General features: G+C 57.4%; 20 protein-coding genes and 1 CRISPR repeat array. Of the genes, 10 read left to right on the top strand and 10 right to left on the bottom strand.

Annotated elements, in window-relative coordinates; translation table 11 throughout:
* The first annotated feature begins 14 nt into the window (after nucleotides 1–14).
* Nucleotides 15–785 (top strand): isocitrate lyase/phosphoenolpyruvate mutase family protein, encoded by a 771-nt coding sequence (locus FrondiHNR_RS12145; protein ID WP_279353035.1) that lies wholly within the window; start codon nucleotides 15–17, stop codon nucleotides 783–785.
* 91 nt (nucleotides 786–876) lie between these two features.
* Nucleotides 877–1,824 carry a 2-hydroxyacid dehydrogenase gene (locus FrondiHNR_RS12150; RefSeq protein WP_279353036.1) on the top strand — a complete coding sequence of 316 codons (948 nt, stop codon included), beginning with the start codon at nucleotides 877–879 and terminating at the stop codon, nucleotides 1,822–1,824.
* 9 nt (nucleotides 1,825–1,833) lie between these two features.
* Here the strand turns inward: FrondiHNR_RS12150 and FrondiHNR_RS12155 are convergent, their stop codons facing one another.
* The 6 genes from FrondiHNR_RS12155 to FrondiHNR_RS12180 form a co-directional block, all read right to left on the bottom strand.
* The gene (locus tag FrondiHNR_RS12155) at nucleotides 1,834–2,706 is read right to left on the bottom strand and encodes a sugar phosphate isomerase/epimerase (RefSeq protein ID WP_279353037.1); all 873 of its coding nucleotides are present in this window, start codon (nucleotides 2,704–2,706) and stop codon (nucleotides 1,834–1,836) included.
* A 1-nt stretch (nucleotide 2,707) separates the two neighbouring features.
* The gene (iolG, locus tag FrondiHNR_RS12160) at nucleotides 2,708–3,724 is read right to left on the bottom strand and encodes an inositol 2-dehydrogenase (protein WP_279353038.1); all 1,017 of its coding nucleotides are present in this window, start codon (nucleotides 3,722–3,724) and stop codon (nucleotides 2,708–2,710) included.
* Between the two features lie 68 nt (nucleotides 3,725–3,792).
* Nucleotides 3,793–4,749, bottom strand: coding sequence for an ATP-binding cassette domain-containing protein (locus FrondiHNR_RS12165; RefSeq protein ID WP_279353039.1), 957 nt, complete (start codon nucleotides 4,747–4,749; stop codon nucleotides 3,793–3,795).
* Between the two features lie 7 nt (nucleotides 4,750–4,756).
* Nucleotides 4,757–5,806, bottom strand: a complete 1,050-nt coding sequence (locus FrondiHNR_RS12170) for an ABC transporter permease (RefSeq protein ID WP_279353040.1) — start codon at nucleotides 5,804–5,806, stop codon at nucleotides 4,757–4,759.
* A gap of 99 nt (nucleotides 5,807–5,905) precedes the next feature.
* A complete protein-coding gene (locus FrondiHNR_RS12175; RefSeq protein ID WP_347567104.1) occupies nucleotides 5,906–6,892 on the bottom strand; it encodes a sugar ABC transporter substrate-binding protein in 987 nt (328 codons plus the stop codon).
* A 193-nt stretch (nucleotides 6,893–7,085) separates the two neighbouring features.
* Nucleotides 7,086–8,273 (bottom strand): Gfo/Idh/MocA family oxidoreductase, encoded by a 1,188-nt coding sequence (locus FrondiHNR_RS12180; protein ID WP_279353041.1) that lies wholly within the window; start codon nucleotides 8,271–8,273, stop codon nucleotides 7,086–7,088.
* Between the two features lie 377 nt (nucleotides 8,274–8,650).
* On the opposite strand from FrondiHNR_RS12180, the gene FrondiHNR_RS12185 reads away from it, so the two are divergent.
* The 4 genes from FrondiHNR_RS12185 (at nucleotide 8,651) to FrondiHNR_RS12200 (ending at nucleotide 13,351) form a co-directional block, all read left to right on the top strand.
* Nucleotides 8,651–9,421, top strand: a complete 771-nt coding sequence (locus FrondiHNR_RS12185; RefSeq protein ID WP_279353042.1) for a GntR family transcriptional regulator — start codon at nucleotides 8,651–8,653, stop codon at nucleotides 9,419–9,421.
* On the top strand, nucleotides 9,418–10,683 hold the full coding sequence (locus tag FrondiHNR_RS12190) for an alpha-hydroxy acid oxidase (RefSeq protein WP_279353043.1): 1,266 nt from the start codon (nucleotides 9,418–9,420) through the stop codon (nucleotides 10,681–10,683). The genes FrondiHNR_RS12185 and FrondiHNR_RS12190 overlap by 4 nt, the downstream gene beginning before the upstream one ends.
* Nucleotides 10,684–11,334: 651 nt before the next feature.
* The gene (locus tag FrondiHNR_RS12195) at nucleotides 11,335–12,369 is read left to right on the top strand and encodes an MBL fold metallo-hydrolase (protein WP_279353044.1); all 1,035 of its coding nucleotides are present in this window, start codon (nucleotides 11,335–11,337) and stop codon (nucleotides 12,367–12,369) included.
* Between the two features lie 457 nt (nucleotides 12,370–12,826).
* Entirely contained in the window at nucleotides 12,827–13,351 is a 525-nt protein-coding gene (locus FrondiHNR_RS12200; RefSeq protein ID WP_279353045.1) for a class I SAM-dependent methyltransferase, read from the top strand.
* Between the two features lie 30 nt (nucleotides 13,352–13,381).
* Here the strand turns inward: FrondiHNR_RS12200 and FrondiHNR_RS12205 are convergent, their stop codons facing one another.
* The 3 genes from FrondiHNR_RS12205 to FrondiHNR_RS12215 form a co-directional block, all read right to left on the bottom strand.
* Nucleotides 13,382–15,178 (bottom strand): MDR family MFS transporter, encoded by a 1,797-nt coding sequence (locus FrondiHNR_RS12205; RefSeq protein ID WP_279353046.1) that lies wholly within the window; start codon nucleotides 15,176–15,178, stop codon nucleotides 13,382–13,384.
* A 494-nt stretch (nucleotides 15,179–15,672) separates the two neighbouring features.
* A complete protein-coding gene (gene argG / locus FrondiHNR_RS12210) occupies nucleotides 15,673–17,088 on the bottom strand; it encodes an argininosuccinate synthase (protein ID WP_279353047.1) in 1,416 nt (471 codons plus the stop codon).
* 219 nt (nucleotides 17,089–17,307) lie between these two features.
* Complete coding sequence (locus FrondiHNR_RS12215; protein WP_279353048.1) at nucleotides 17,308–19,056, bottom strand: PucR family transcriptional regulator; 1,749 nt, start codon at nucleotides 19,054–19,056, stop codon at nucleotides 17,308–17,310.
* 101 nt (nucleotides 19,057–19,157) lie between these two features.
* Here FrondiHNR_RS12215 and FrondiHNR_RS12220 point away from each other — a divergent pair, with 101 nt between their 5' ends.
* Together FrondiHNR_RS12220 and FrondiHNR_RS12225 are read left to right on the top strand one after the other, a co-directional pair.
* Nucleotides 19,158–20,642: a CoA-acylating methylmalonate-semialdehyde dehydrogenase gene (locus FrondiHNR_RS12220; protein ID WP_279353049.1), complete on the top strand. Its 1,485-nt coding sequence runs from the start codon at nucleotides 19,158–19,160 to the stop codon at nucleotides 20,640–20,642.
* Nucleotides 20,643–20,685: 43 nt separating this feature from the next.
* On the top strand, nucleotides 20,686–22,077 hold the full coding sequence (locus FrondiHNR_RS12225) for an aspartate aminotransferase family protein (RefSeq protein WP_279353050.1): 1,392 nt from the start codon (nucleotides 20,686–20,688) through the stop codon (nucleotides 22,075–22,077).
* A 393-nt stretch (nucleotides 22,078–22,470) separates the two neighbouring features.
* Nucleotides 22,471–22,857: direct repeats of the CRISPR family, unit length 27 nt; unit sequence GTCTGCCCCGCGTAGCGGGGATGATCC.
* A gap of 51 nt (nucleotides 22,858–22,908) precedes the next feature.
* Here FrondiHNR_RS12225 and FrondiHNR_RS12230 read toward each other — a convergent pair.
* Complete coding sequence (locus FrondiHNR_RS12230) at nucleotides 22,909–23,037, bottom strand: hypothetical protein (RefSeq protein ID WP_279353051.1); 129 nt, start codon at nucleotides 23,035–23,037, stop codon at nucleotides 22,909–22,911.
* A gap of 249 nt (nucleotides 23,038–23,286) precedes the next feature.
* Between FrondiHNR_RS12230 and FrondiHNR_RS12235 the strand changes: the two genes are divergently transcribed.
* Nucleotides 23,287–23,655, top strand: coding sequence for a YciI family protein (locus FrondiHNR_RS12235; protein WP_279353052.1), 369 nt, complete (start codon nucleotides 23,287–23,289; stop codon nucleotides 23,653–23,655).
* Nucleotides 23,652–24,893 carry a DUF6596 domain-containing protein gene (locus FrondiHNR_RS12240; protein ID WP_279353053.1) on the top strand — a complete coding sequence of 414 codons (1,242 nt, stop codon included), beginning with the start codon at nucleotides 23,652–23,654 and terminating at the stop codon, nucleotides 24,891–24,893. Before FrondiHNR_RS12235 ends, FrondiHNR_RS12240 begins: the two co-directional genes overlap by 4 nt.
* The last annotated feature ends 14 nt before the right edge of the window (nucleotides 24,894–24,907 follow it).

A 24,907-nucleotide genomic window follows, 5' to 3' on the forward strand; every position in this document is an offset into this window, starting at 1 on the left:
GTTAAAATGTCTACATGAGCACCCCTGAAAAAGCCATTACCCTGCGAAAACTGTATGAAGATCCCCGTATCTTACGCGTTGTTAACGTGTGGGATGTGATCAGCGCCCAGAACATCTCCCGCCTGCCCGATACCCACGCGCTCGCCACCGCGGGACACTCAATCGCCTCTAGCCACGGGTATCAAGACGGCCAGATTCCCCGTGACCTCATGCTTTCCATAGTGGAACGTATCGTACAGAGCACGGATCTTCCGGTAACGGCTGACCTCGACGACGGCTACGGGGATGTGGGTGAAACCGTTCGCCGGGCAATCGATGTGGGCATCGTTGGCGCAAATATTGAGGATCGCCTCAGGCCGCTTGCCGATGCGGTGGCCAACGTGTCGAGTGCCGTTGCCGCGGGTGAGGCCGCGGGCGTTGACTTTGTCTTGAACGCTCGTACCGATGCCTTTCCCTTGGGTGGGGATCGCCCACTCGACACCATCATCGCCGACGCCATTGAACGCGGAAGGGCTTATCTCGATGCGGGAGCCACCGCCATATTCGTGCCGGGACCGGTTACACCTGAGATCGCAGAGCGTCTTGTCAACGGGCTTGGGGAGCGTAAACTCAGCGTTATCGGACTGCCGGGAATGCCCGAGGCCGCAGCATACGAGGCCATCGGGGTCGCACGTATTTCATACGGGCCCTTCCCTCAACGTGTGGCGCTGCGAGCGCTCAACGACCTGGCCGCTGCAATTTATGCACACGGCGGCGTCCCCGAGGACACTCCCGCCCTGAACTAAATCAGGCGGCATCCGCTCTCAGCCAAGCCAAACGGCACCCTGTCCTCAACAACCCTCCCGTGTGACGGCCAATGTGATTACACTCAGATACATGACCGCCACACAGCTTGTTGTTAGTCTTCCCGGAACCGAGTTGCACGATCTGCTCGTGCGCGATGGGCTCCCCGAGGGGGTTACCCTCATTCGCTGGGATCTTGACGGACCCGCACCCACAGACCACATCGACATCGTGGTTCCCCCCTACATGACCTCGGTCACAAGGCTTGCCCACCTCGAAGGGGTCACAACCCGCCTGGTTCAGAAACAATCGATCGGTTACGACGGGGCTGCAGATTACCTTCCACCCGGCAATACTCTCGCCAACGCCGCCTCAGTACACGAATCCGCCACCGCCGAACTCACCCTCGCCCTCATCCTGGCCATGCAGCGCGGGCTCCCCGACTTTATCCGGGGCGCGAAGCGTGGAGCATGGGATCAGACACAGCGAGACGGCCTTGCGGATCACCGTGTGATAATCGTCGGGTACGGCGGGGTGGGGAAAGCAATCGAGGCCAGACTCCGCCCTTTCGAGGTGAGTATCACGAGGGTCGCCCATTCGGCCCGAGAGACCCCTGCTGGGCGTATCCACGCCGTTGAGGATCTTCCCGCGCTGCTTCCCGACGCAGATATCGTAGTACTTGCGCTTCCGCTCACACCGCAGAGCGAGGGGCTTGTTGACGACACCTTTCTCGGCCTCATGCCGAAAAAGGCTCTCCTCGTAAACATTGCCCGGGGCCCCATTGTGGACACCGCGGCGCTGGTAAGGCACCTAGACTCGGGGCATATCCGCGCGGCTCTCGACGTGACCGATCCCGAGCCGCTGCCCGCAGGACACCCTCTCTGGGAAACCCCCAATACTCTCATCACACCGCACGTGGGTGGGCGAACAGCCGCCATGATGCCTCGCTTCGTGGCGCTGCTTCAGGAACAAATCCGCCGACTGCAGAGCGGCCAGGAACCGATCAACGTGGTTATTTCCGGGTCTTCAGGAAAGCGCTAATCATCTTGATTACTCCGTGTGATGTCGCAGAAACTCCAGGCTCTTGCGCACATTCCCGAGGGCCGTATCAGCCTGGGTTTTATCGGTGAGAACGGTGTCCTGCTCCATCACGTACCAGCCTGAGTAACCGGCCTCCTCAAGCAGGCGCACAATATCCGCAATTCCAGCGTCCCCCTCTCCCAGAGCGCAGTACATTCCCCGCTTTACCGCATCGTGGTAGCTGATTTCTCCCCGCCGAACCCTCTCAGCCATATCGTTCCGTACATCCTTGAGATGGGCGTGAACCACGCGATCAGCGTATCGGGAAACAAAAGCCCGTGGATCTGTCCCTCCAATCAGAAGGTGCCCGGTGTCAAAGCACAGACCGATTGAGGATCGGCTGAGCACCTCCTCGATTTCCACGGAGCTCTCGATAACGGTACCCACGTGCGGATGCAGCACGGGCATAATCCCCCGACTCACCGCAGCAACCCGGGCACGTTCAATGTTTGCCACGAGGGTGTCTCGCTCCCCATTGCCCAGTGCGGAACGCTGTTCATACCCTTCTGTTCCCGTCACCGCCGCATACACAATGGTGGACGCTCCAGCCGCCGCGTGCGCCTCAAGCTCTGCGATAATCTGCGGCAGCGGATCGTGATCTTTCCGGTGGAACACAATCGGGACAAAACCGCCCACCGCGCGGAGCCCCGCGGACTCAAGCACAGTCGCTCTTTCGTGTGGATCGGTAGGTAAAAAACCTTCCGGCCCAAACTCGGTGGCGGTGATACCCAATTGCCGCATCTGCTGAAAGACGATGCTTGGGTCCAATTGATACCCCCACCCGGGAACCTCACACACGCCCCACGAAATTGGCGCGGCCGCTATCCTCTCTCGAACGCTCATCTCACCCAATCTCATCGGTGCGGACGACACGGCCCTGGCTCAGACTCAGCTGGGCTGCAAGCGCGCACACCAGAGCGGCCCGGCCGTCGGCAAACGAGGGTTCCGGGAGGGCTCCATCCCGCACCACACTCAGAAAATGAGCAAGCTCACCTCGAAATGCGGCGGAGTAACGCTCCAGGAAAAAACTCTGCACGGGGCTTTTTGCCGCGGTGACCGTCTCCGTGTAGAGGGAGACGGTGGTATCTCGTTGGTTTTCGGCCCGGAGCGCACCCCGTGACCCAAATGCCTCGATACGCTGATCGTAGCCGTAGCTGCAACGTCGAGAATTGATGATCTGGCACTGCACGCCGGCGGTGTTTGTCACGATAACGGATGCCGTGTCAATATCTCCCACCGACGAGGCATCATCGCTAAACAGCACGCCTCCGGTGGCAAAAACCGAAACAATATCGCCCAGAAAAAAGCGCGCCATATCAAAATCGTGGATTGTCATGTCGCGAAAGAGGCCCCCCGACACCGCAAGGTAGTCTGCCGGGGGCGGGGCTGGATCCCGGCTCACGATAGTGAGCTGCTCAAGCTCGCCGATCTCCCCGCTCTGCACACGGCGATGGACCTCGGCAAAGCTGGGATCAAAACGACGGTTAAAGCCCACCATGACCTGGGAAAGACCGCCCGCCGTCGAGGCGTGCGCCTCGTCTATCACCGCCAGGTCAAGGTCAAGCGGCTTCTCGCAGAGCACACGTTTACCCGCAAGCACGGAGGCAGCGGTGAGCTGCATGTGTGTGGGTGTAGAGGAGCCGACCAGGGTGGCGTGTACCCGCGGGTCTTCGAGAACATCCTGCGGGTTATCGGTGGCCCGCGCCCCGTAACGCTCAGCAAGCTCACGGGCCGCATCAATGCGAGGGTCACACACCCACAACAGTTCCGCGTTGGGGGATGCCGCCACATTCGCGGCGTGCACCCAACCGATACGGCCACATCCAAAAAGACCAATGCCAAGCGGGGGTTTATTTGTCATGTTCACTTTCTTCTCTAAACTGTGCGGTTCCGGGTTCTGCGACGCTGTTATTCTGCGCTTGGGCGTGATTACACGCCCTTCTGGCGCGTCGGTTCTGATTCTGCGGATTCTGGTTCCGCAGGTTCCGAACCAACGGAACTTGAACCGGTAGAACCCGATTGTGCGGAGAGATCCGCCTGAATAGTGCTCACAACGTCGGTATCCGTGCCGTAGGCCTGTAGCTCGTGCACCAGTTCTGCAAGCTCGGCACCACCGGCCATCATGCCGGTGAGAGCGTCCAGACTCACCTCACTCTTGCGATAGTACCCAATACTCTTGCCCCGTTTGAGCAGCAAAAAACGATCACCCACGGGATACGCGTGATGGGGATTATGCGTAATAAAGATGACACCGAGTCCGCGATCACGCGCCTGGATGATGTAGCGCAGCACCACACCGGATTGCTTCACCCCGAGTGCCGCCGTAGGTTCGTCAAGGATAAGAACTTTAGCTCCAAAATAGACCGCGCGCGCAATGGCCACACACTGCCTTTCCCCACCGGAGAGAGTTCCAATGGGCTGATTCACGTCTCGCAGGTCTATTCCCATGTCGAGGAGTTCTTTCTTCGCGGTTTTGCGCATGAACTCGGTGTCAAGCCGTTTAAAAGGCCCCCACCCTTTTGTCACCTCCGAACCCAGAAAGAAATTTCTCCACACCGGCATGAGAGGAACAACCGCAAGATCTTGATAAACGGTGGCAATACCCCGCTCTAAGGCTCGACGGGGAGAGGTAAATTTCACCTCTTCACCCCGCACCCGGTACCTTCCCTCATCATGCTGATGAAGACCCGCAATAATCTTGATCAGCGTAGACTTACCGGCTCCATTATCCCCGAGTACGCAGGTCACCTCCCCCGGTCCTACCTGAAGGTCTATCCCACCCAGGGCAATGATGTTACCGTATCTCTTTCCCACGTTTGTGAGATCAACAAGAGGGGGCTGCTCTGGCACGTTTGTTACTCCCGTTGCGGTATTCTGCGCAGTCACGGCCATTTTATTTACGTCCTTTCGCGGCCCGACGTTGAAGCATCAGGTTAAACACGGTCGCGCCAAGAAGCATCGCGCCCAAAAAGAACTTCAGCCAGTCCGGACTCCACTCGGCGTAGACAACACCCTTGAGCGACATTCCGTAGATGAGGGCTCCTATCGCGGCGCCGATAGCGCTCCCGTACCCTCCCGTCATGAGACACCCGCCCACAACCGCAGCGATGATGTAGAGAAACTCGTTGCCAATTCCCTCACCCGACTGCACCGTTTTAAAAGCAAAGAGCTGATGCATCGCAAGAACCCACGCGCACAGCCCGACCCCCATGTATAAACCAATCTTTGTCTTGACCACGGGAACACCCACGGCCCGGGCGGCTTCAGCCCCGCCACCGCTCGCAAAGATCCAGTTACCCACCCGCGTTCGCTGCAGAATCCACGTAGCGATCACGATCAGGGCAATCCAATAAAAAACGGTGACCTTAATATTGACCCCCAAGATCGGGATATCGCTGGCAAAAATTGCCGCCGCCGCGTCAAACCCGGGGACCCCCTCGACCGAGGGAGAGGCAACACCACCCGTAATCATCTTAGTGACCCCCAGGTTTATACCCGTGAGCATAAAGAACGTAGACAGGGTCACGATAAAACTCGACAGCTTAGTTTTGGTGAGCAACCAACCGTTGATGAAGCCAACGCTCAGTGAAAAAACCAGGGCAAGCACAACCCCCACCCAGATGTTTGCCTGAAACCAGTAAACGATGAGGGCCGCGGTGAGGGCACTGCTGATCACGGCCACCCCCGCGGAAAGGTCAACCTCCCCGCCGATCATGAGCAGGGAAACCCCCACCGCCATAATCCCCACTGTGGATGCCCCGTAAAGGATCGTCGCAATCGAGGCAGGTTGGGTAAACACCGGGGAGGCTGTGGAGAAAAGGATGAACAGCACAAGCGCCGCCGCAAAAGCGCCGATTTCCGGACGAGTAAAGAGCCTGCCCAGAAGCGATGACGTGCGTAACCGCTCATCACCCTGTGGCGTTGTCACTGTGGTTGTACTCATAGTTTGTATCCGCTCGTCTCTCTTATTCCTGCGCTTGGAAAACGCGGGCGTCCCTCTCGTTCCTGCACACACTGGGGTGCGTCGTTGCAAGAGGGTTGTCTACCGGGTTCCATTTTTGACAAATTCGGACACCGTGTCTGCCGTCTCGCTCGTGATGATCTGTGGTCCCGTCAAAACCGTTTTGTTTCCGCCGAGTATATTTCCGTTTGTGTTGTACAGCCACAGGTTATCCACGGCCGCATAACCTTGGAGGTAGGGCTGCTGGTCGACGAGGAACTGGATGCTCCCCGCCTGTATCGCATCAACAACACCTGAATTCATGTCGAAGGTCGCAAGTTTTGCACTGCTCCCAGCATCCGAAATTGAATCGATAGCGGTCATCGCAAACGGTGCCCCCAGGGTGATCACATAGTCGATATCAGGACTGGTTTGAAGCTTGGAGGTGATGGTTGATGCCACGTTGGGCATATCAACGCCGGTGACGTAGATGACCTCAAAGTCTCCCGAGAAGGTGTTTCCTACACCCTGACAACGGCTCTCAAGACCCACGTTTCCCTGCTCGTGAATAACGCAGACGGCTTTCTTGGCGCCCCGGTCATTCAGCTCGGTTCCCACCGCCTCACCGGCAACACTCTCGTTTTGTCCAAAGTGCGCAAGAACGCCCAGTTGTTCCCAGTCTTCCTCGCCCGAGTTAATGCTGACAACAGGAATTCCGGCGCTGACCGCGTCTCGTACAACGTCCGAGAGGGCGTCGGTCTTGGCCAGTGTGACCACGATCCCGTCAACATTGCGATCGATAGCCTGCTGCACCAGCTGGGCCTGCTTGGAACCGTCTGGGTCGGATGAGTAGTGCAGTTCAATGTTATCTTTTTGAGCGGCCTGTTCCGCCCCCTTGCGCACAATGTCCCAGAAGGTGTCTCCGGGAGCCGAGTGTGTGATGAGCGCGACCTTGGTGGGTGGTGAATCAACCGTGCTCTGCGATTGGCCAGCCGGTCCGCCGCACGCGGCAAGAACAAGCATCGCTCCCGCCGTCACAGCCACCAGGGTGATTCGTTTTTTCCAGGAGCTTCTTTGGTTCGTGCTCACGATTCTCTCCTCCACAACTCTGTGATGGATAATGTCCGATGGGGTACGATCAGAATCATCATCCGGCTCAAACTTTGTTAAGACAACATAATGTCAGCTTTTTTGCTTTTAGTACACCTCTCGACAAATAATAGTTTTGCTTCGCAGCACTCAAAAACCACTATTTCACGCTAAAAATCACAAAAACCCTTCCCTAAAATGTGGCTTTAATGCTCTCCCACGCCCCCGAGGTCGCCGAGTCTTCTGCCGCTTGCAGGACACGCACGGTCGACAATGCTTCCTCTACCGAGGGCGCGAGCTGCTGACCGGCGAGCACGGACTCCATAAAAAGCTTAGCTTCGATAACTTTAAGGTCGTCGTAACCCATTGAGATACCGGGACCCGGTTGAAAGTGTGCGTAGTCTCCGTGTTCCAGCCCAGCCCTGATTGTTGTGAACCCGTGATGTGCTCCCCCCTTCCCCAGGGCGACCTCCAGCTCATTCATCCGCTCAAACGACCAGCGGAGCGCGCCCGCCGTGCCGTAGATTTCAAACCCCACATCACAGCGCGGACCCACCGTTACCCTACTCGCCTCAATGGTTCCCACAGCGCCACCACCCGGCCCATCACCACCGAGACGCACCAGGGACGCAGCATAATCCTCATTCTCCACGCGACCCACAGTGCCGTTCTCGATGACCGCAAAGTGGTTGCCGCTCCCCATCGGTAGCTCTGGCCGCTGGCGAATAACGGTTGTGGCGAGGGCGGTAACCGCAACAATCGGCCCCACCACATACTGAACCAGGTCTACGGCGTGAGACATCAGGTCTCCAAGCGCCCCGGAACCGCCCAGCTCCCGTCGAAATCGCCACGAGAGGGCGGCATTGGGTTCCGCAGCATAGTCGTTAAAAAACACGCTGCGCAGGTGGGTAATCTCACCCAATTGACCGCTCTGAACCAGGTGCCTGGCGTAATTCACCAGCGGAACATGACGGTAGTTAAACCCGACGGAAGTGACAAGCCCCCGGCCCCTCACCGCGGCAGCAACATCTGAGGTCTCCGCGAGATTACGACCCAGCGGCTTTTCAATCCAAAACGGTTTTCCCGCAGCAGCGGCGGCCAGACCTATTTCGCGATGCAAAAAGTTAGGGGCCGTAATCGACACGACATCAACGTGAGGATGATTAAGCACATCGTGGTAGTCGGCGGTAGCTTCACGATACCCCAGAACCTCTCGGGCATAGTTCATCCGTTCTTCCTCCGGATCGGCGGCTATGACCAGGTGCGGACGCACCGCGAACTCGGGGTAGTGGTAGGGAATCGCGGTGTATCCTCGCGTGTGCAACTTACCCATCCAGCCAACGCTGATGAGCCCTATTCCGATGTCGTGACGCTGTGCCATGATGATCTCCTGCGATCGTTGTCGTGATTGGGTTTATTGCAGCCGCGGCTGAGATGTCGCGGTCGCGGCCAGATTGCTACAGGCACAACTTGGGTTTTTACAAGCCTGCGACAATCCACCCGCTCTCAATTCCGCCTGCTTCAGGAAAAAATAGCGCCGCAACATATGTCCTGTCAAATGTGTACTCAACGACTCGCCTCCAACGCGTGACACCCACGCTCGGCACTTAGCAGTCGACACACGGCACCCAACACCCAACACCCAACACCCAACACCCAACACCTAGCCTCACACGACTATCGCTTCCCTCTCGAAACAGTTACACTGGTGTGGTCTGACCACATAAAACCACCATATTCAAAAATAGGAATATACTGATGAATCAGCCCCCGGAGAGTACCAGGGCATGGGAAACAGTGCTCACCCACATTGAGGCACAGCTCACTCGGGGCGAACTCAACCCCGGTGACAGGCTTCCCGGAGAACGAGCACTGGCCGCCGAGTTAGGCGTGGGAAGATCATCCGTTCGGGAGGCCATCCGCGTTCTTGAGGCGCTCGGTCTTATTCGAACTCAGAGCGGATCAGGACCGTCCTCCGGAGCCATCATCGTCTCCCTTCCCTCCGGAGGAATGGCCACGCTCATGCGGCTACAGGTTGCTGCTCAAGGGTTTGCGGTGAAAGATGTGGTCAACACCAGGCTCATCCTGGAAACCGCAGCGGTTCGTGAGCTCGCCACACGCCCCGAACGCAATCTCGCAAACTCTCACGAACTTCTCGCCGCCATGGACAACCCTCACCTCGGTGAAACCGAGTTCCTGCTGCTCGATGCACAGTACCACCTCTCCCTAGCCGAGGCCACCGGCAACACCGTGCTCGTGACCCTCATGTCTGGGCTACGAGACTCCATCGAACGCTACGTCATCGAGATCTCGGAACACATCACCGACTGGACCGCCACCTCACGACAGCTACAGGAACAGCACCGAGAAATTCTGCACGCGATCGAAATCGGACACGCGTCGCTCGCCGATTCCCGAACATCCGAACACATCCGTGGTTACTACGACAAAATCAGACCGCATACCTCGCCCACACACACGAACACCCTGCCAATTCACGAACACCCCCTACCAGAAGGAAAGCCATGATTCAGCGCCGATTCCCCAACCCCCGCGACCTCGCACCGCTCATGAGGTTTAAAGTACCCGAACTAAACAGCCGCAAGCGCCGTCTCGACAGAGCTCTCACCATCAACGATCTGCGCAACATCGCTCAGCGCCGCACACCCAAGGCCCCGTTTGACTACACCGACGGATCAGCGGAGGGCGAGATCTCACTCACTCGCGCCCGACAAGCGTTCGAAGACGTCGAGTTTCACCCCTCCATCCTGCGCAACGTCGAAAACGTCACCACATCCGCCACGGTGCTGGGCGGGGAGGTTGCCCTTCCCTTTGGGATCGCACCCACCGGCTTTACTCGCATGATGCACACCGAGGGCGAGATCGCGGGAGCATCCGCTGCCGGAGCTGCGGGCATCCCGTTCGCTCTCTCCACCATGGGAACCTCCTCCATTGAGGATGTGAAAGCGGCTAACCCCACCGGGCGCAACTGGTTTCAGCTCTACATGTGGAAAGACCGTGACCGCTCGATGGCGCTTGTCGATCGCGCGGCCCGCGCAGGTTACGACACCCTTCTTGTCACGGTTGACGTTCCCGTAGCGGGGGCACGTCACCGCGATAAGCGCAACGGCATGTCCATCCCGCCCGCACTCACCCCCGGAACCGTCATCAATGCACTCCCCCGTCCCTGGTGGTGGTTTGATTTTCTCACCACCGAGCCGCTCGCATTTGCGTCTCTTGATCGCTGGTCGGGAACGGTTGCCGAACTACTCGACAGCATGTTCGACCCCACCGTCGACTTTGACGACCTGGCCTGGATTCGCGATGAGTGGCCAGGAAAGGTCGTAGTCAAGGGGGTTCAAAATCTTGAGGACGCTAAAAAACTCGCATCAATGGGTATAGACGGTATCACGCTCTCAAACCACGGTGGACGCCAGCTCGACCGCGCTCCCATCCCCTTTCACCTGCTTCCCGAGGTTGTGCGTGAGGTGGGAGGCGACACCGAGGTTCACCTCGATACGGGCATTATGTCGGGTGCAGATATCGTGGCCGCAGTCGCTCTCGGCGCCAAGTTCACCATGATCGGACGCGCCTACCTCTACGGCCTCATGGCTGGCGGACGCGAGGGAGTTGACCGCACTATTGAGATCCTGCGCAGCGAAATGGTACGCACCATGAAGCTCCTCGGCGTAACAAGCCTGGAAGAGATCGGACCCCAGCACGTCACCCAGCTACAGCGTCTCGCACCGCGACAGGCGACGAAACCGACCCGCACCAAGCAGCCACGCTAGTGTCGCGGGTAACGGAAACGGGTACACCTAACACCCCAAGTTGCCCTCGCGCTGGGATGCAGATTCCCCTTCACCGGCGCCCTTGTCGAGCACGTAATCCCTCAATTCCCGTTTGGCCTGCACCCTCAAGTGGGGAGTTGCAGTTCTTCTAGGGACAGTTCTTGCAGCCCTAGAGTTGCTAGACCGTTTCCGACGGACGAAACGGCCAGGGATGGCGACGCTCATGCCATCATCCCTCTCTCTTTCACGATTAGGGTGAGGCGCAGCAAAACAACCTTTGTAGGAGAAGAACCTTCCCACCAACCACGGTCAAGGGCTCAACCCCCAAAGGAGAAATAACGAGCAAGCACATCTGGGAAGCATACGGTTTTTACGCACAGGAGGACTCACAGCTCAGTTAGGCGGCTGACTACTCAAGTTTGAGAAAACGGGGTTTTCCTCTCAAGACGCACACACGACTAGCCCCCAACACACACCATCACCTAGCTATCATCACTGAACCAAAATTTTCCAGAGAAGCTGGAATACTCGGAGCAATTTCCCAGTTACCACATGCAAGGTTCACTCACATAACAAAACATTATTGATGAGCTGAGCAAAGAAGCTACGTGCAAAGGAGCTTCACTCAATTATCACTAACATAGGAAAATAATGAAATCGAAGATCCTGATCGCGATTGGCTCTGCTTTTCTCGTGGCGACTCTGGCCGCTTGCAGCCCGGCTGCAAGCACACAAAGCCGACCCACAGAAACAGCCGCCGAAGAACAGAACACGGAGGAGCAGCAGGTCCCCTGGGACGGAAATACCGTCCAGCTCACCTCTCAGCAACTGGCCGATGGTGTCTACGCTTACTATCCCGAAGACTCCGCGCAGCTTGAGCAAGAAGGGTTTCCGGTTGCAACAAGTGGCGGATTTATCATCGGAACCGACGGCGTTCTCCTCATCGAAACAATGCTGAACGAACGCCTCTACAACCAGGTGGAAGCTCTTATCGCCGAGGCAACGGACCTTCCCATCACCTACGCGGTAAACACAAGCGCACACGGGGATCACTCCTACGGCAACATGTATCTTCCCAACGAAACGCTTATCATCCAGCATGAAAAAGCGAGCGAGTACATCAGCAACAACATCGACGCCGATAAAGAATTTATGATTCAAAACTTTGGGGCTGGGCGCGGTATCGAAGAGGTCACGGCAACACCCGCAGACCAATTGGTGAGCACCGGCGAAACCTACAGTCTCGATCTCGGCGGCAAAACGGTTGAGATCATAGATTTTGGTTTTGCCCAAACCGGCGGGGATCTTTTTATCTGGGAACCTGAATCCCAGATTATGTGGACGGGCAACCCCATTACATCGGTAGAACCAGCGCTACCCTGGCTACTCGACGGCAATCTTGTGGGGGCTCTCGACACGCTCAAGAAGGTGCAGGAGTTCTTACCGGCAGGGGCCAGGGTGATTCCCGGGCATGGCTCGCCCACCTCCACAGAGGTGCTTCAGTGGCCCATTAGTTACATGGAGGAAACCAAAAACCAGGTTCAGGAAGCGATCGACGCTGGACTCTCGCTTGAGGAAACCGTCGAAAAAGTTGCCCTGCCTAATTTCAGAGGATATGCGCTCTTCGACTGGGTTCACCCCCAGCTCAGCGTTCCAGCAGCCTACGCCGATCTCTCGGCACACTAGTCAATAATGCGGAAACAACATTATCCACAGGCAGGTTCACTGAACAGGTCGCCCTACTTTTGAAGCTGTTTCAAACCCTTCATTCCAAGACACCTAAAGTGCAGAGGACCCTGGAAATACCAGGGTCCTCAGAAAAAGAGAGGCAGCACGGTGACCATCATTTCCATTTGCTTGCCGCTCTTCCACCGGCAGGTCTTGCAGCCCTAGAGCTGCAAGACCGTCTCTGGCGGAAGTAGCGGCCAGGGATGGTGGCGTAACAGACGATCATCCCTGTCTCTCATTCAAAGCGAGGATGGAGCGCATCGAAAAACAACCTTATGTCAGCGAACGAGCTGTGCCATTAGCCACGATGAAAAGCTCAACCCCGAGAGGAAAAATGACGAGCAAGCGCATCAGGGAAGCATACGGTTTCTAATCACGAAAGTATGTTGCGAAGCTTGGCTCCATAGACAATCTGGTGCCCGAAGACATCTCACTGATCGCTGCCTGGGGGCAAAGTGTAACGGGGCGCGCCATTGATACTAGATCCGGCCCGGGCCACTGGACCGAGCTCTTGCGAGCGCAGGGGGTGGATATCTCGGGGATAGACCTCGTTCCAGAGTTTATTGCATCTGCACGCGAGCGTTTTCCACGGTCTCGCTATTGCCTGGGGAGCGTGAGCGAGCTACCCACCGCAGACGGAGAACTCGGTGGGATACTGGCGTGGTACTCACTTATTCACTCGCATCCAGACGAGACAACAGCGACTCTACGGGAGTTTTCAAGGGTGCTACGGCCCGGTGGGTCATTACTCGTCAGCGCCTTTCAGGGCGCACAGGCATCCACCTTCGATCACGCAATTGTAGAAGCCTACTATTGGTCGGTTGAGGATCTGAGACACAAGCTCGAGGAAACAGGTTTCTCCCCCCTCGAGACGCACACACGAACAGCTCCCGACACACGCCCTCACCTGGCTATCGTCGCCGAACGGAAAATTCGCTAGGGCAAGTCTCCCCTGTCTGCAGCTGAAAGGTCAGCCGTGCTTTGCCTGATCTGAATCGTGGGGTTTCTCGGGGATTTTCTGATCATCCGCCGCTCCTGCATGCCTACCCTGAGGTAAAGCGTGTGCGCCCTCGCCGTCCTCGGGGGTGTGCGTAGTCCCGTTCGATCCGGCCTGGGCATGGGTCTGTTCTTCGAGGGGTGTTTGCTGACGTAGTGCGGTTGGCTTGAAGAACCAAGTGAGGACAAAAGCAAGTGCGGCCACGCAGAGGGTGACGGTAAAGACACTGATTGACGCATTGTTAAAACCGATGAGGAAGGGTTCAACCAATCGATGGTCGGCCCCGTTCAAGAAAGAGGTGTCTCCATCAAGACTTGCACTGAGCGAGCTTCCGTTTCCGGACTCTCCCTCCTTAAGAACCTTGATAATTCCGGCGTTTGCGGGATCCGTGACAACCTTGGGATCGGTAAGAGCCTCTTTTAGCTGGGCTTGCACTGACGGCTCTGCAAAAGCGTTGGGAAGGGTTGTTGACATCCGACTGAAAAGCACGGAAAAGACCACGGCTGTTCCCAGTGTTCCGCCCATCTGCCGGAAAAACGTCGCGGAAGAGGTGGCAACCCCCATGTCGGTTGCTCCCACTGAGTTTTGTGACGCGATCGTGAGGGTTTGGATAAGTTGCCCCAGACCTAACCCGATAAAGACCATTCCGGTGTAGAGGGTGGGGAGAGGGTTGTCCTGGCTGAGGGTAAGGAAGAGCCCGAAACCGATACACAAGAGAGCAGTACCAAGAACCGGAAAGATTCGATACTTTCCCGTGCGGGCAATGATCTGACCACTGGTGATTGTCGCAACCATGATGCCGAGGACGAGGGGGAGCATTTGGAGTCCGGCCTGCGTGGGGGTTGATCCGTTGACCAATTGCAAATAAAGCGGAACCATAAGGAGCGCGCCGAACATTGCAAATCCCACAAACAGGCCGATGATCGTTGCCATGCGGAAGGTCGGGTGCCTGAAGAGTTTGAGAGGGATCAGGGCTGATTCTCCCGCTTTTTTCTCACAGAGAATAAACGCGATGATACCGACGATTGAGACGGAATAACACAGGAGGGCTCGAGGCGAGACCCATCCCCAGGTGCGACCCTGCTCGGCCACGACAAGCAGCGGAACCACCCCAATAATGATGGTCAGGGCGCCCCACCAATCAATCACCGATTGGCGTTTAATAAAGGGGTATCTCAGCAGCGCAATCACCACAATGATGGCGATGATAGCCACAGGAACGTTAATGAGGAAGACCCACCGCCATCCGGGTATACCCAAGATATGTGGGGTGCCCGAAAGAAGACCACCGAGAATAGGACCGACGACGCTTGCGATTCCATAAACCGCGAGGAAAAAACCCTGGTATTTCGCTCGCTGACGTGGCGCGAGAATATCGCCCATGATCGCGAGAGGAAGGGCCATAAGACCACCGGCTCCGAGACCTTGAAACGCCCGAAATGCCGCTAGTTGATACATGGTCGATGAGAGGGATGCCAAAATCGATCCGGAAATAAAGAGCACGATCGCGATAATAAAGAGCACTCGGCGCCCATAGATATCCGAAAGTTTTCCATAAATGGGGGTGCTGACCGTGCTCGTGATGAGGTACGCAGTTGTTACCCAGGCCTGGAGGCTCAACCCGTCAAGGTCATCGGCGATGGTACGCATTGAGGTGCTCACAACGGTTTGATCAAGGGCACCGAGGAACATGCCAAGCATGAGACCAATAATGACAAAGACTATCTGACGTTGGCTCATTACAGGTTTTGTCTCTAGAACGCTTGTCATATCTACATTCTCTCTACAAATTATACTGATTGATAATTTACATCTTAGGGCTAATCGTCTGTGATGGGAGAAGAAACCGAGAGAACGTTATACCCAGATAGATTTATCGAATAGGTATCCCCAATCAGGTGGGTGCTTCAAATCCCTCACTCGTAGAGATCTAGAATGCAGAGGGTCCTGGAACTACAAGGACCTTCTGAAGAAGAGAGGCAGCACGATGACAGTAGCTTCAATAATCACTTTGCTTGCCACCCTCCCGCCCACGGTACTTGCAACCCTAGAATTTCAAGACCGTTTCCTGCGGAAGTAGCGGCCAGGATGGTGGTAATTCACACCATCATTGCTGCCTCTCTTCATGAGCAAGACGAACAAAACCGAAAAACAACCATTCATTCCGTCAACACGAACACCCCATGGTTGGCATCCCGCGGAGCGGGCTCGTCAGTGGCTATGCACCACGACAGAGCCATCCGGTGGTACACGGAAGACGCACCCTAGTCGGTACCCAGGTCAAAGGCTGCCCTGTCGAGCGAAGCCTCGATATTGTTGTCCGTAGCGACCGGAGATGCGATGGCCTCGGCATTACCCGCAACCAGATCTCCCAGAACCTCGGCCACGGGGCCAAGCGCTCCACGCGACGCGTACTGTTCCAGACGTGTTCGCGAATCACGGATGTCGAGATTGCGCATGGTGAGCTGACCGATACGGTCGTCAGGACCAAACGCCGAATGCTCAACGCGCTCCATCGAGAGGCGATCCGGGTGATAACTCAGCGAGGGACCCTCCGTGTTGAGGATTGAGTAGTCTTCCCCGCGACGCAGCCGCAGGGTGACCTCGCCCGTTACGGCAGACCCAACCCAGCGCTGCAGTGACTCGCGCAGCATAAGAGACTGCGGGTCAAACCAGCGACCCTCGTACATCAAGCGGCCGAGCTTGCGGCCCTCAGAGAAGTAGTTTGCCAGCGTATCCTCATTGTGGATCGCGTTGAGCAGACGCTCATAGGCGATATAGAGGAGCGCCATACCGGGAGCCTCGTAGATACCCCGGCTCTTCGCCTCGATAATACGGTTTTCAATCTGGTCGGACATCCCCAAACCGTGACGTCCACCGATGGCGTTTGCCTCCTGGACCAACTCAACAGCACTGGCGTATTCAATCCCGTTAATGGCAACGGGACGGCCCTCCTCAAAACGAAGCGACACGTCTTCGGTGGCGATCTCAACATCTTCGCGCCAAAACTGCACACCCATGATGGGGGTGACAATGTCGATGCCGGCGTCGAGGTGCTCGAGGCGCTTGGCCTCGTGCGATGCGCCCCAAATATTGGCATCGGTGGAGTAGGCCTTTTCGGCGGAATCGCGATACGGCAGGTTGTGGGCGGTAAGCCATTCGCTCATCTCACTACGCCCACCCAATTGATTAACAAATTCGACGTCCAGCCAGGGCTTGTAAATACGCAGACGAGGGTTGGCCAGGAGACCGTAACGGTAAAAGCGCTCAATGTCGTTGCCCTTATAGGTGGACCCATCGCCCCAGATATCCACACCGTCTTCGCGCATGGCCCGCACCAGCAGGGTGCCCGTAACGGCACGCCCAATGGGGGTGGTGTTGAAGTAAACACGACCGGCGGAGGTCACGTGGAATGCACCACAAGCGAGTGCGGCCAGGCCCTCTTCGACGAGAGCCACCTTGCAGTCAACCAGACGTGATTTCTCGGCCCCAAAGGCAAGCGCCCGCCCGGGAACCTCCTCGATATTGGGTTCGTCGTACTGGCCAATATCCGCCGTGTAAGTGAAGGGAATCGCCCCGTTTTCTCGCATCCAGGCAACGGCAACGGACGTATCAAGACCGCCCGAGAAAGCAACACCCACTCGCTCGTTGACGGGGAGGGAATTCAACACATTTGACATTGGGCCAGCTTAGCATTCTGCGGGGGCCATAATGACCCGCGTCACGCTCCTGTTCGCGCGCCAAATATACCCGACTGCCGCACGCCGGGAAGACAGCGGCGAGCGACCGCAGGCTTAACATCGGAAGGGCCTTGGCTCACGACATCAAGCCTTACCCGGAGAGCCTCGGCGCATGACAGCAAGCCTCACGCCAGAAACAGCCTTTGCCACCGTAAATAACTACTTTCCCCGTACCAAAAGGGCGGTGTGCAGCGCACTCACGACCTCCCCATCGTCGAGACTCATCCCCAAGAGATCTTCAATCAGATCAATGCGCTGATAAAACACGGAGCGGGACAGGTGGCTTTTTGCGGCGGCGCGAGTTCGATTACCCGGATGCTGCACATACGAGCCTAAAACGGAGAGAAGGTCTCCGCCGTGCGTCAGATCGTACTCGATAAGCGGCTTGAGTAATTGCTCCGCGTGAGAGTGGAGCCGGGGGTCTGAGCCCAGCGCGGTCACGAGCCGGAGGAGCGGACGGTTATCGGATCGATACAGGGTGATGCCCCTTTCTCGCACGTCGTTCCTGCTCCGCAGCAGTTCCGCCGCCTCCTCGAGAGATACTAAAAGCCCCGTTATCCTGCGAGACTCGGCACCAATTGCAGCTTCTAACCGAGCAAGCCCCGTCTCGACGGTAAAGGTTTTGAGCAGGAGACTCCCCAACTCATCTATCGAGACGGCCGAAGAAATCGAGAGCGCTAGCATCAACTGAGGGTTGTGTCCGTTGGGATGACCGCCCGCAACCGCAACCGCACCCGAGGCATCCGCGGCGCGTAGGGCAAAGCGGATGTTCTGGGGAGTTGGTTCAGCTCTGATGGCCATCCCCACCAGCACCCTCCCGCGTAGGGGGATACCGGCGGCCTCAAACCTTTCGCGCACCGCCCCCTCGGTGCTGTAGCGACCTCCCATGAGGGAGTGGAGGAGGTCCTGCTGACCTCGCCGCAGCCACTCATCATCCTCCTTATCCGAGAGGCGACTCAGGGCAAGGGCAACGGCACCCTGTTCAAGCACCGTGGATCTCCCCGCCGGATGCTCGTTTCCCGGCAGTGCGATGAGATACCCCCAGCGGGTTCCTCTGGCCTCGACGGGGACAATCAGCCACTCATCGCTGCTCTCTCCCAGAGTGTGGCTACTCGCCCCCGGGATACGATTCGCCTCCACAGCATAAGTATTCGTTCTCGGGCTATGAGACTCCTGCGCAACCCGACGGTGAGCATTCCGCGAGCGCAGTTCCCAGTTCTCCAAGAGCGTGTCTTCGGAAACACCGGGGCCTCCCAGCGCCACGACACGATGGCTCAGGTCTTCGAGAATAACGGGCGAGCCCAGTAGATCTCCCAATTGTTGCAGGATGTAGGGGGCCGGGCTTCCGCGCAGACTGAGGCCGGTAAAGAGGGTGTGCAATTCGGCACGCGCGCGCAGAGCCTCCGTCTGATCGGAGAGAATCCGGCGGTGCACCTGTTCGGTGACGGAGACAAATTTGACCTCCCGGCGCAAACGGACGAGCGGAAAATCGTGTGCGCGACAGGCTCGCACCATCGCGGGTGGGGCCTCCTCGTGGTGTCGCACCGTCTCCAGCATCAGGCCGACCGCTCCGGCTTGCACCAGGCTGCGGATGTAGCGATCGGGCGAGTCTCCGGATGTGTCCCATCGACCTCCGGTGCTGAGAAGCAATTCTCCCCCGTCAAGCAGGGAGGCAACACTCATACTATCGCTCACGTGAACCCAACGAATCGGCCTGCCCAGGTGATTTTCCCCGGCAAGAATCTCGGGGAGTCCCCGCGCAACCACGGGGAACGAGAGGACTTCCCGCAGGGTGGGGAGGGGAACAAGCGTGGTGTCTAGGTCGCGAGAACGCCCGACATCCGACGCCTCACCCACACCCTCCATACGATCTGTCTGAATTTGATCAAATGAATGACGTTTTGACATCGACGTTCTCCAATCCGCTCTGTAATCATAGCTAATAGGGAAGAAAACTGCCCGGACAAAATGTCCTAGTAGCACCAAAAACTCGCGAGGAGCACCCACAGATGAGCCTTATTCGCCACTACATTAACGGAACCGAGGTGGGTGAAGTTATTCGCACCCTCCCCGTCTACAACCCCGCAACGGGAGAACAGCAGCACGAGGTTGTCTGTGCCTCGGTGTCCGAGGTGGAGTCAGCCATCGCCGCCGCAAAAAAAGCTTTCCCCGCCTGGCGCGCCACGAGCCTCACCAAGCGAAGCGGCGTGTTTTTCCGTCTGCGCCACCTGCTGGTGGAGCGTCGCGCGGAACTGGCTGCAATTGTCACCAGCGAACACGGCAAAGTCCTCAGCGACGCCGACGGAGAGATCGCGCGCGGCCTAGAAAACGTGGAGTTTGCCTCCGGTCTCATCAATCTGCTCAAGGGGGACTTCTCCGAGCAGGTGTCGACGGGCATCGATATTCACCAGGTGAAGCAGCCCGTTGGTGTGGTTGGGGCCGTTACCCCCTTTAACTTTCCCGTGATGGTTCCCCTGTGGATGGTGGCAAGCGCTATCGCCTGCGGCAACACGGTGGTGCTCAAACCGAGCGAAAAAGACCCCTCGGCGGCGATCTTCCTCGCCAAGCTCTTCACCGAGGCGGGCCTCCCCGACGGTGTTCTCAACGTTGTGCACGGAGACAAGGTCGCGGTTGACACTATCCTCGACAGCCCCGATGTGAAGGCCGTCAGCTTTGTGGGGTCAACCCCCATCGCCCGCTCTATCTACCAGCGGGCAAGCGCCAATGGCAAGCGGGTTCAGGCGCTCGGCGGCGCCAAAAACCACATGGTGGTCATGCCCGATGCCGACATTAACGGCGCCGCAGACGCCGCAATCTCCGCCGCATACGGATCGGCCGGTGAGCGCTGCATGGCTGTGAGTGTATTGGTGGCGGTGGGCAACATTGCCGACGAGCTGGTCGAAAATATCCGCACCAAAATTGGCGATCTGGTCATCGGTGATGGCACTCACCCCGAGTCCGAAATGGGACCCCTGATCACCCGCGAGGCCCGCGACCGGGTTGCCTCCTACGTGGCGAACGCCCCCGGCGAGGGAGCAACCGTGGTTGTTGACGGCCGCGATAAAAAGTTCGATTCAAACGGATTCTTCATCGGGGTCAGCCTGGTCGACAACGTGACACCCGACATGGCGGTGTACCGCGACGAAATCTTTGGCCCGGTTCTCGCGGTGGTTCGCGTGAACACCTACGAGGAGGCCGTCGAACTCATCAACAACAACTCGTTTGGTAACGGGGTGGCCATCTTCACCCGCGACGGTGGAACCGCCCGCCAATTCGAGTTTGATATTGAGGTGGGTATGGTGGGCATTAACGTGCCAATTCCGGTTCCGATCGGCGCCTACTCCTTTGGCGGGTGGAAAGATTCGCTCTTTGGCGACTCCCACATCTACGGCCCCGAGTCGATCCACTTCTACACCCGCAGCAAGGTGGTCACGTCTCGCTGGCCCCGGGCGGAGCAGTCACGCATCGACCTCGGATTCCCCGGAAACCACTAGTCGTTCCGCACCGCTTCTCAACCGCACCACTCAAGGAGTCACAGTGACCCGCACCACCTATACCGACCGGCACGGCCAAGCCCACGAGTTTGGCGATGCCGCAGAAGAGCGCCGGGTGCGCTCCGACGACCGCAACCACGTTTTCCACTCCTGGTCTGCCCAGGCACAGATCGATCCGCTCCCCATTGCCGCGGGCGAGGGGGCTACCTTCTGGGATTATGAGGGCAAGGCCTATCTCGATTTCAGCTCACAACTCGTCAATCTAAACCTCGGACACCAACACCCCGACCTGGTCAAGGCTATCCAGGATCAGGCCGGTCGCCTCGCAACCATTCAACCCGCGGTGGCCAACGACGTTCGGGGAGAGCTCGCCCGCCGTATCGCCGGGGTGGCCCCCGGTGACCTCAACCGGGTGTTCTTCACCAATGGAGGAACGGATGCCAACGAGTACGCCGTTCGGATCGCCCGCCAAACCACGGGACGCAGCAAAATCCTGTCGCAGTTCCGCTCGTATCACGGCTCCACCGCAACCTCCATCTCCCTCACGGGAGACCCCCGCCGCTGGGCAAACGAGCCCAGCGACAAATCGGTTGCGCACTTCTTTGGCCCCTACGCCTACCGCTCCGCCTTCTACGCGGAGAACTCGGAGCAGGAGGCACAGCGGGCACTGGAACACCTGGAAAATGTGATCATCCTTGAGGGAGCATCCACCATCGCGGCCATCATCATCGAAACCGTCGTGGGAACCAACGGTGTTCTTGTTCCTCCGCCGGGGTACCTCCCCGGGGTGCGGGCACTCTGCGATAAGTACGGCATCGTCTATATTGCCGACGAGGTCATGGTTGGTTTTGGCCGGATTGGCGAGTGGTTTGCGGTAAACGCGTTTGACGTCACCCCCGACCTCATCACCTTTGCCAAGGGGGTTAACTCGGGTTACGTTCCCCTGGGTGGCGTGGTGATCTCGGAGAGGCTTGCCAAGCATTTTGATAACGTGGCGTTTCCCGGTGGGCTCACCTACTCCGGGCATCCTCTCGCGTGTGCCGCGGGTGTAGCAACGTTCGATGTTTTTGAACGAGACGGCATCCTCGAGCGGGTGCGCGACCTGGGAGAACGCGTTATCGAACCCACCATTACCCGCTGGCTTGAAACACATCCCTCACTGGGAGAGGTTCGGGGCAAGGGGATGTTCTGGGCGCTTGAACTCGTGCGCAATCGCGAGACCCGTGAGCCGCTCGTGCCCTTCAACGCTTCGGGCGAGGCCGCAAAACCCATGGTTGCCCTTGCGGCGGCCTGTAAAGAGGCCGGGCTCTGGCCGTTTACTCACTTTAATCGGATGCATATAGCGCCGCCTCTCACCATTACGGAGGATGAGCTGGTGCGAGGGCTTGCGATCATCGATAAGGCCCTTGAGGCGGCTGACGGGTTTGTGGATTAGGGCGTAGCGGGTTCTGCATTTGGGTTTGGTTAGTGACCGCTAACCAAACCCAGTGAATGACCTGACAAAGCCACCAAAAGCAAGTGCTGCTCACGCTATTCATTGATAGGCCAATATCCTGCGCTGGCGTAGCGGCAGCAGCTTAATCCCTATGTTGGGCGTAAGGGGCTAGCTAGGTTATGCCTTGGTGAGAGCTTATTTTAAGAAGTAACCTCTAAAGAGAGGATCGGGAGGGTTCGTTTTTGCAATATGCCTATCTTGAAATTTAATTACGATTACGGGGAGTAGAAGTCACTGCAAGGAATTCAAGACATGAAAACTCTTATGACCACGCCGCTGTTCAAAGTGATGCTATTTGAGTGTTCGTCAGTGTAAAATACCTGATAGTAAAGTGTCTGCCCCGCGTAGCGGGGATGATCCCTAGGAGACGAAGACATGATACGCATTCAGGCAGTCTGCCCCGCGTAGCGGGGATGATCCGTGGTCAGCGCGTGTTGCTGAGCTAGAAACTGAGTCTGCCCCGCGTAGCGGGGATGATCCCGTCAGTTTCAAGGGTAACTTTTCTATCCTCCGGTCTGCCCCGCGTAGCGGGGATGATCCGGCGCGGGGCATGCTGCTGCACGCTCAGCTTTTGTCTGCCCCGCGTAGCGGGGATGATCCGGGCTGGCTGAGGGGTGGACATGGACACCCCTCGTCTGCCCCGCGTAGCGGGGATGATCCCCGCTGAACCTCGCCTGACTCTAGTAGAGGGTTGTCTGCCCCGCGTAGCGGGGATAATCCGACCTCTTACCGACCACGGGCTCCCCCACGGGCGACCGAGTGCTAAGCAGGTCACCGCTGAATCTCCGCCAACACATCCTGCTCCACCTGGTCTAGCGCTTCGGAGGCTTCACGGTGCAGCGCGGGAGCGGTCAGCATCGACATAGAGCGCAGCACATCAGCCCCGGCGCCCTGGAACAAGACCACAGCTCAATGCATGGTGCTCAACTCCTGCCTCATGTGCTTGATACTACCCACAACAGCATGAGTACATTCAGACGTCAAGAGACGGGCTGGAATAGTGCAGAGGAATCTTGCGTTGAGGATATGAGAATTATGCAGAGGTCTGCGGCCGATTTTAAAAATGGTGTCGAAATTGGTGTAACTCGTTCGCTGAACTTGTGAGCGGTAAAATTTCAACCGTTCACTTAACATCATGAAAGGAACACCATGAAGTACGTTTTGATGTTCACCTCCAACCCTGAGCTTGATGCGGCTGTGCCGCAAGAACGCGTAGAGGCAGACATGCAGCGCATCTTTGAGTGGCATGAAGTCAATAGTGATTCGATCATTGAAGGTGGAGCAGCGCTGCATGGTCCCGATACCGCGACAACAATCCGGGCAAACAGGGGTACACCTGTAATCGTTGATGGACCGTTCGCCGAAACAAAAGAGGTAATCGGTGGCTTCACGTTGATTGACGTGCCCGATCTCGATTCAGCAATAGCACTGGCGAAAACCTGGCCGTCGCTAGAGCTTCCGGGTAACTCTGTCGAAATACGGCCAATGTATGACGAAGAAGAGTTGTTTGCACAGTGAATGACCGAAAGATGGCGTCGGGTACAAGCGCATCTGACGCCATTTTGTCTCGCACTGTTCGCCAGGAGACTGCGAAAATCGTGTCCTCGCTCAGCCGCAGTTTTGGAAGTCTTGATGTTGCGGAAGATGCCGCTGCAAGTGCGATTGAGGAGGCTCTTGGCCATTGGCGTGTCCACGGGGTACCGCCACGGCCAGGAGCCTGGTTGATGACTGCGGCTCGGCACAATGCGATTGATGCCGTGCGGCGCACCCAAAGATATCGAGACGCCCTGTCCAAGGTAGAGTCCAGCGACAGTATCCAATCCGCCTCATCTGAAATGGATGAGAGGGTGTCGCTGTTGTTTGGCTGCTGCCATCCCAGTTTGTCCCACGAAGCGCAACTTGCGCTATCGCTGAGGGCGGTGCTGGGTCTCACAACAGACCAGATTGCCAAGGCAACACTTGAGCCCTCATCGACGGTAGGACAGAGAATCACGCGAGCCAAGCGCAAGATCGGCGCCGCAGGGGTTCCATTGCGTATCCCGGAACCTGAAGACCGATCAGCACATCTGGATATTGTGCTTACCGTAATTAGTGTGATGTACGATTCTGCTCATCTGCGCCCCGGTGCAACTGCCGATGTCGACCGCAATTTGGCTGACGATGCGCTCTGGCTCGCTGAGGTGGTTGCCGCTACTCTGCCTTCTGAAGCCGAAGCGCATGGACTCTATGCATTACTACTTTTTCATCGAGCCAGGGAATCAGCTCGATCTGTCAATGGCGAGTTGGTTCCAATGATGCAGCAAGATCGCACGCATTGGGATTCGCGACTCATCGCCGCTGCCCATGACTCTCTCCTACAAGCAGCACACCTGCGCAACCCCGGCAGGTGGCAGATCCACGCTGCAATTGCCGCGTGTCATTCGGATGCGGCTCAGAATGAGTTGACCGATTGGGCGCAAATTCTCGCTCTGTACGACATGCTGTTGGCGTATGACAAATCACCAATCGTTCTACTGAACCGTGCAGTTGCACTTGCAGAAGTGACAACTCCGGCGATGGCACTTGCCGAGACCGAAAAACTTGAACCGCATTTGAAAAACTACCACCTCTGGCACGCTGTTCACGCAGAGTTCTTGGAGCGGCTTGGGAGGCGCATTGAAGCTCAAAAAGCAGCAGAAACCGCTCATACCATGACTATGAACAAGGCAGAACGAGCGCTACTCCTCGCACGACACAACACGCAGAGAAACGACTAGATTCTGCCCTGCAC

Origin of the sequence: Lysinibacter sp. HNR (assembly GCF_029760935.1) — a bacterium.
Lineage (GTDB): Bacteria > Actinomycetota > Actinomycetes > Actinomycetales > Microbacteriaceae > HNR.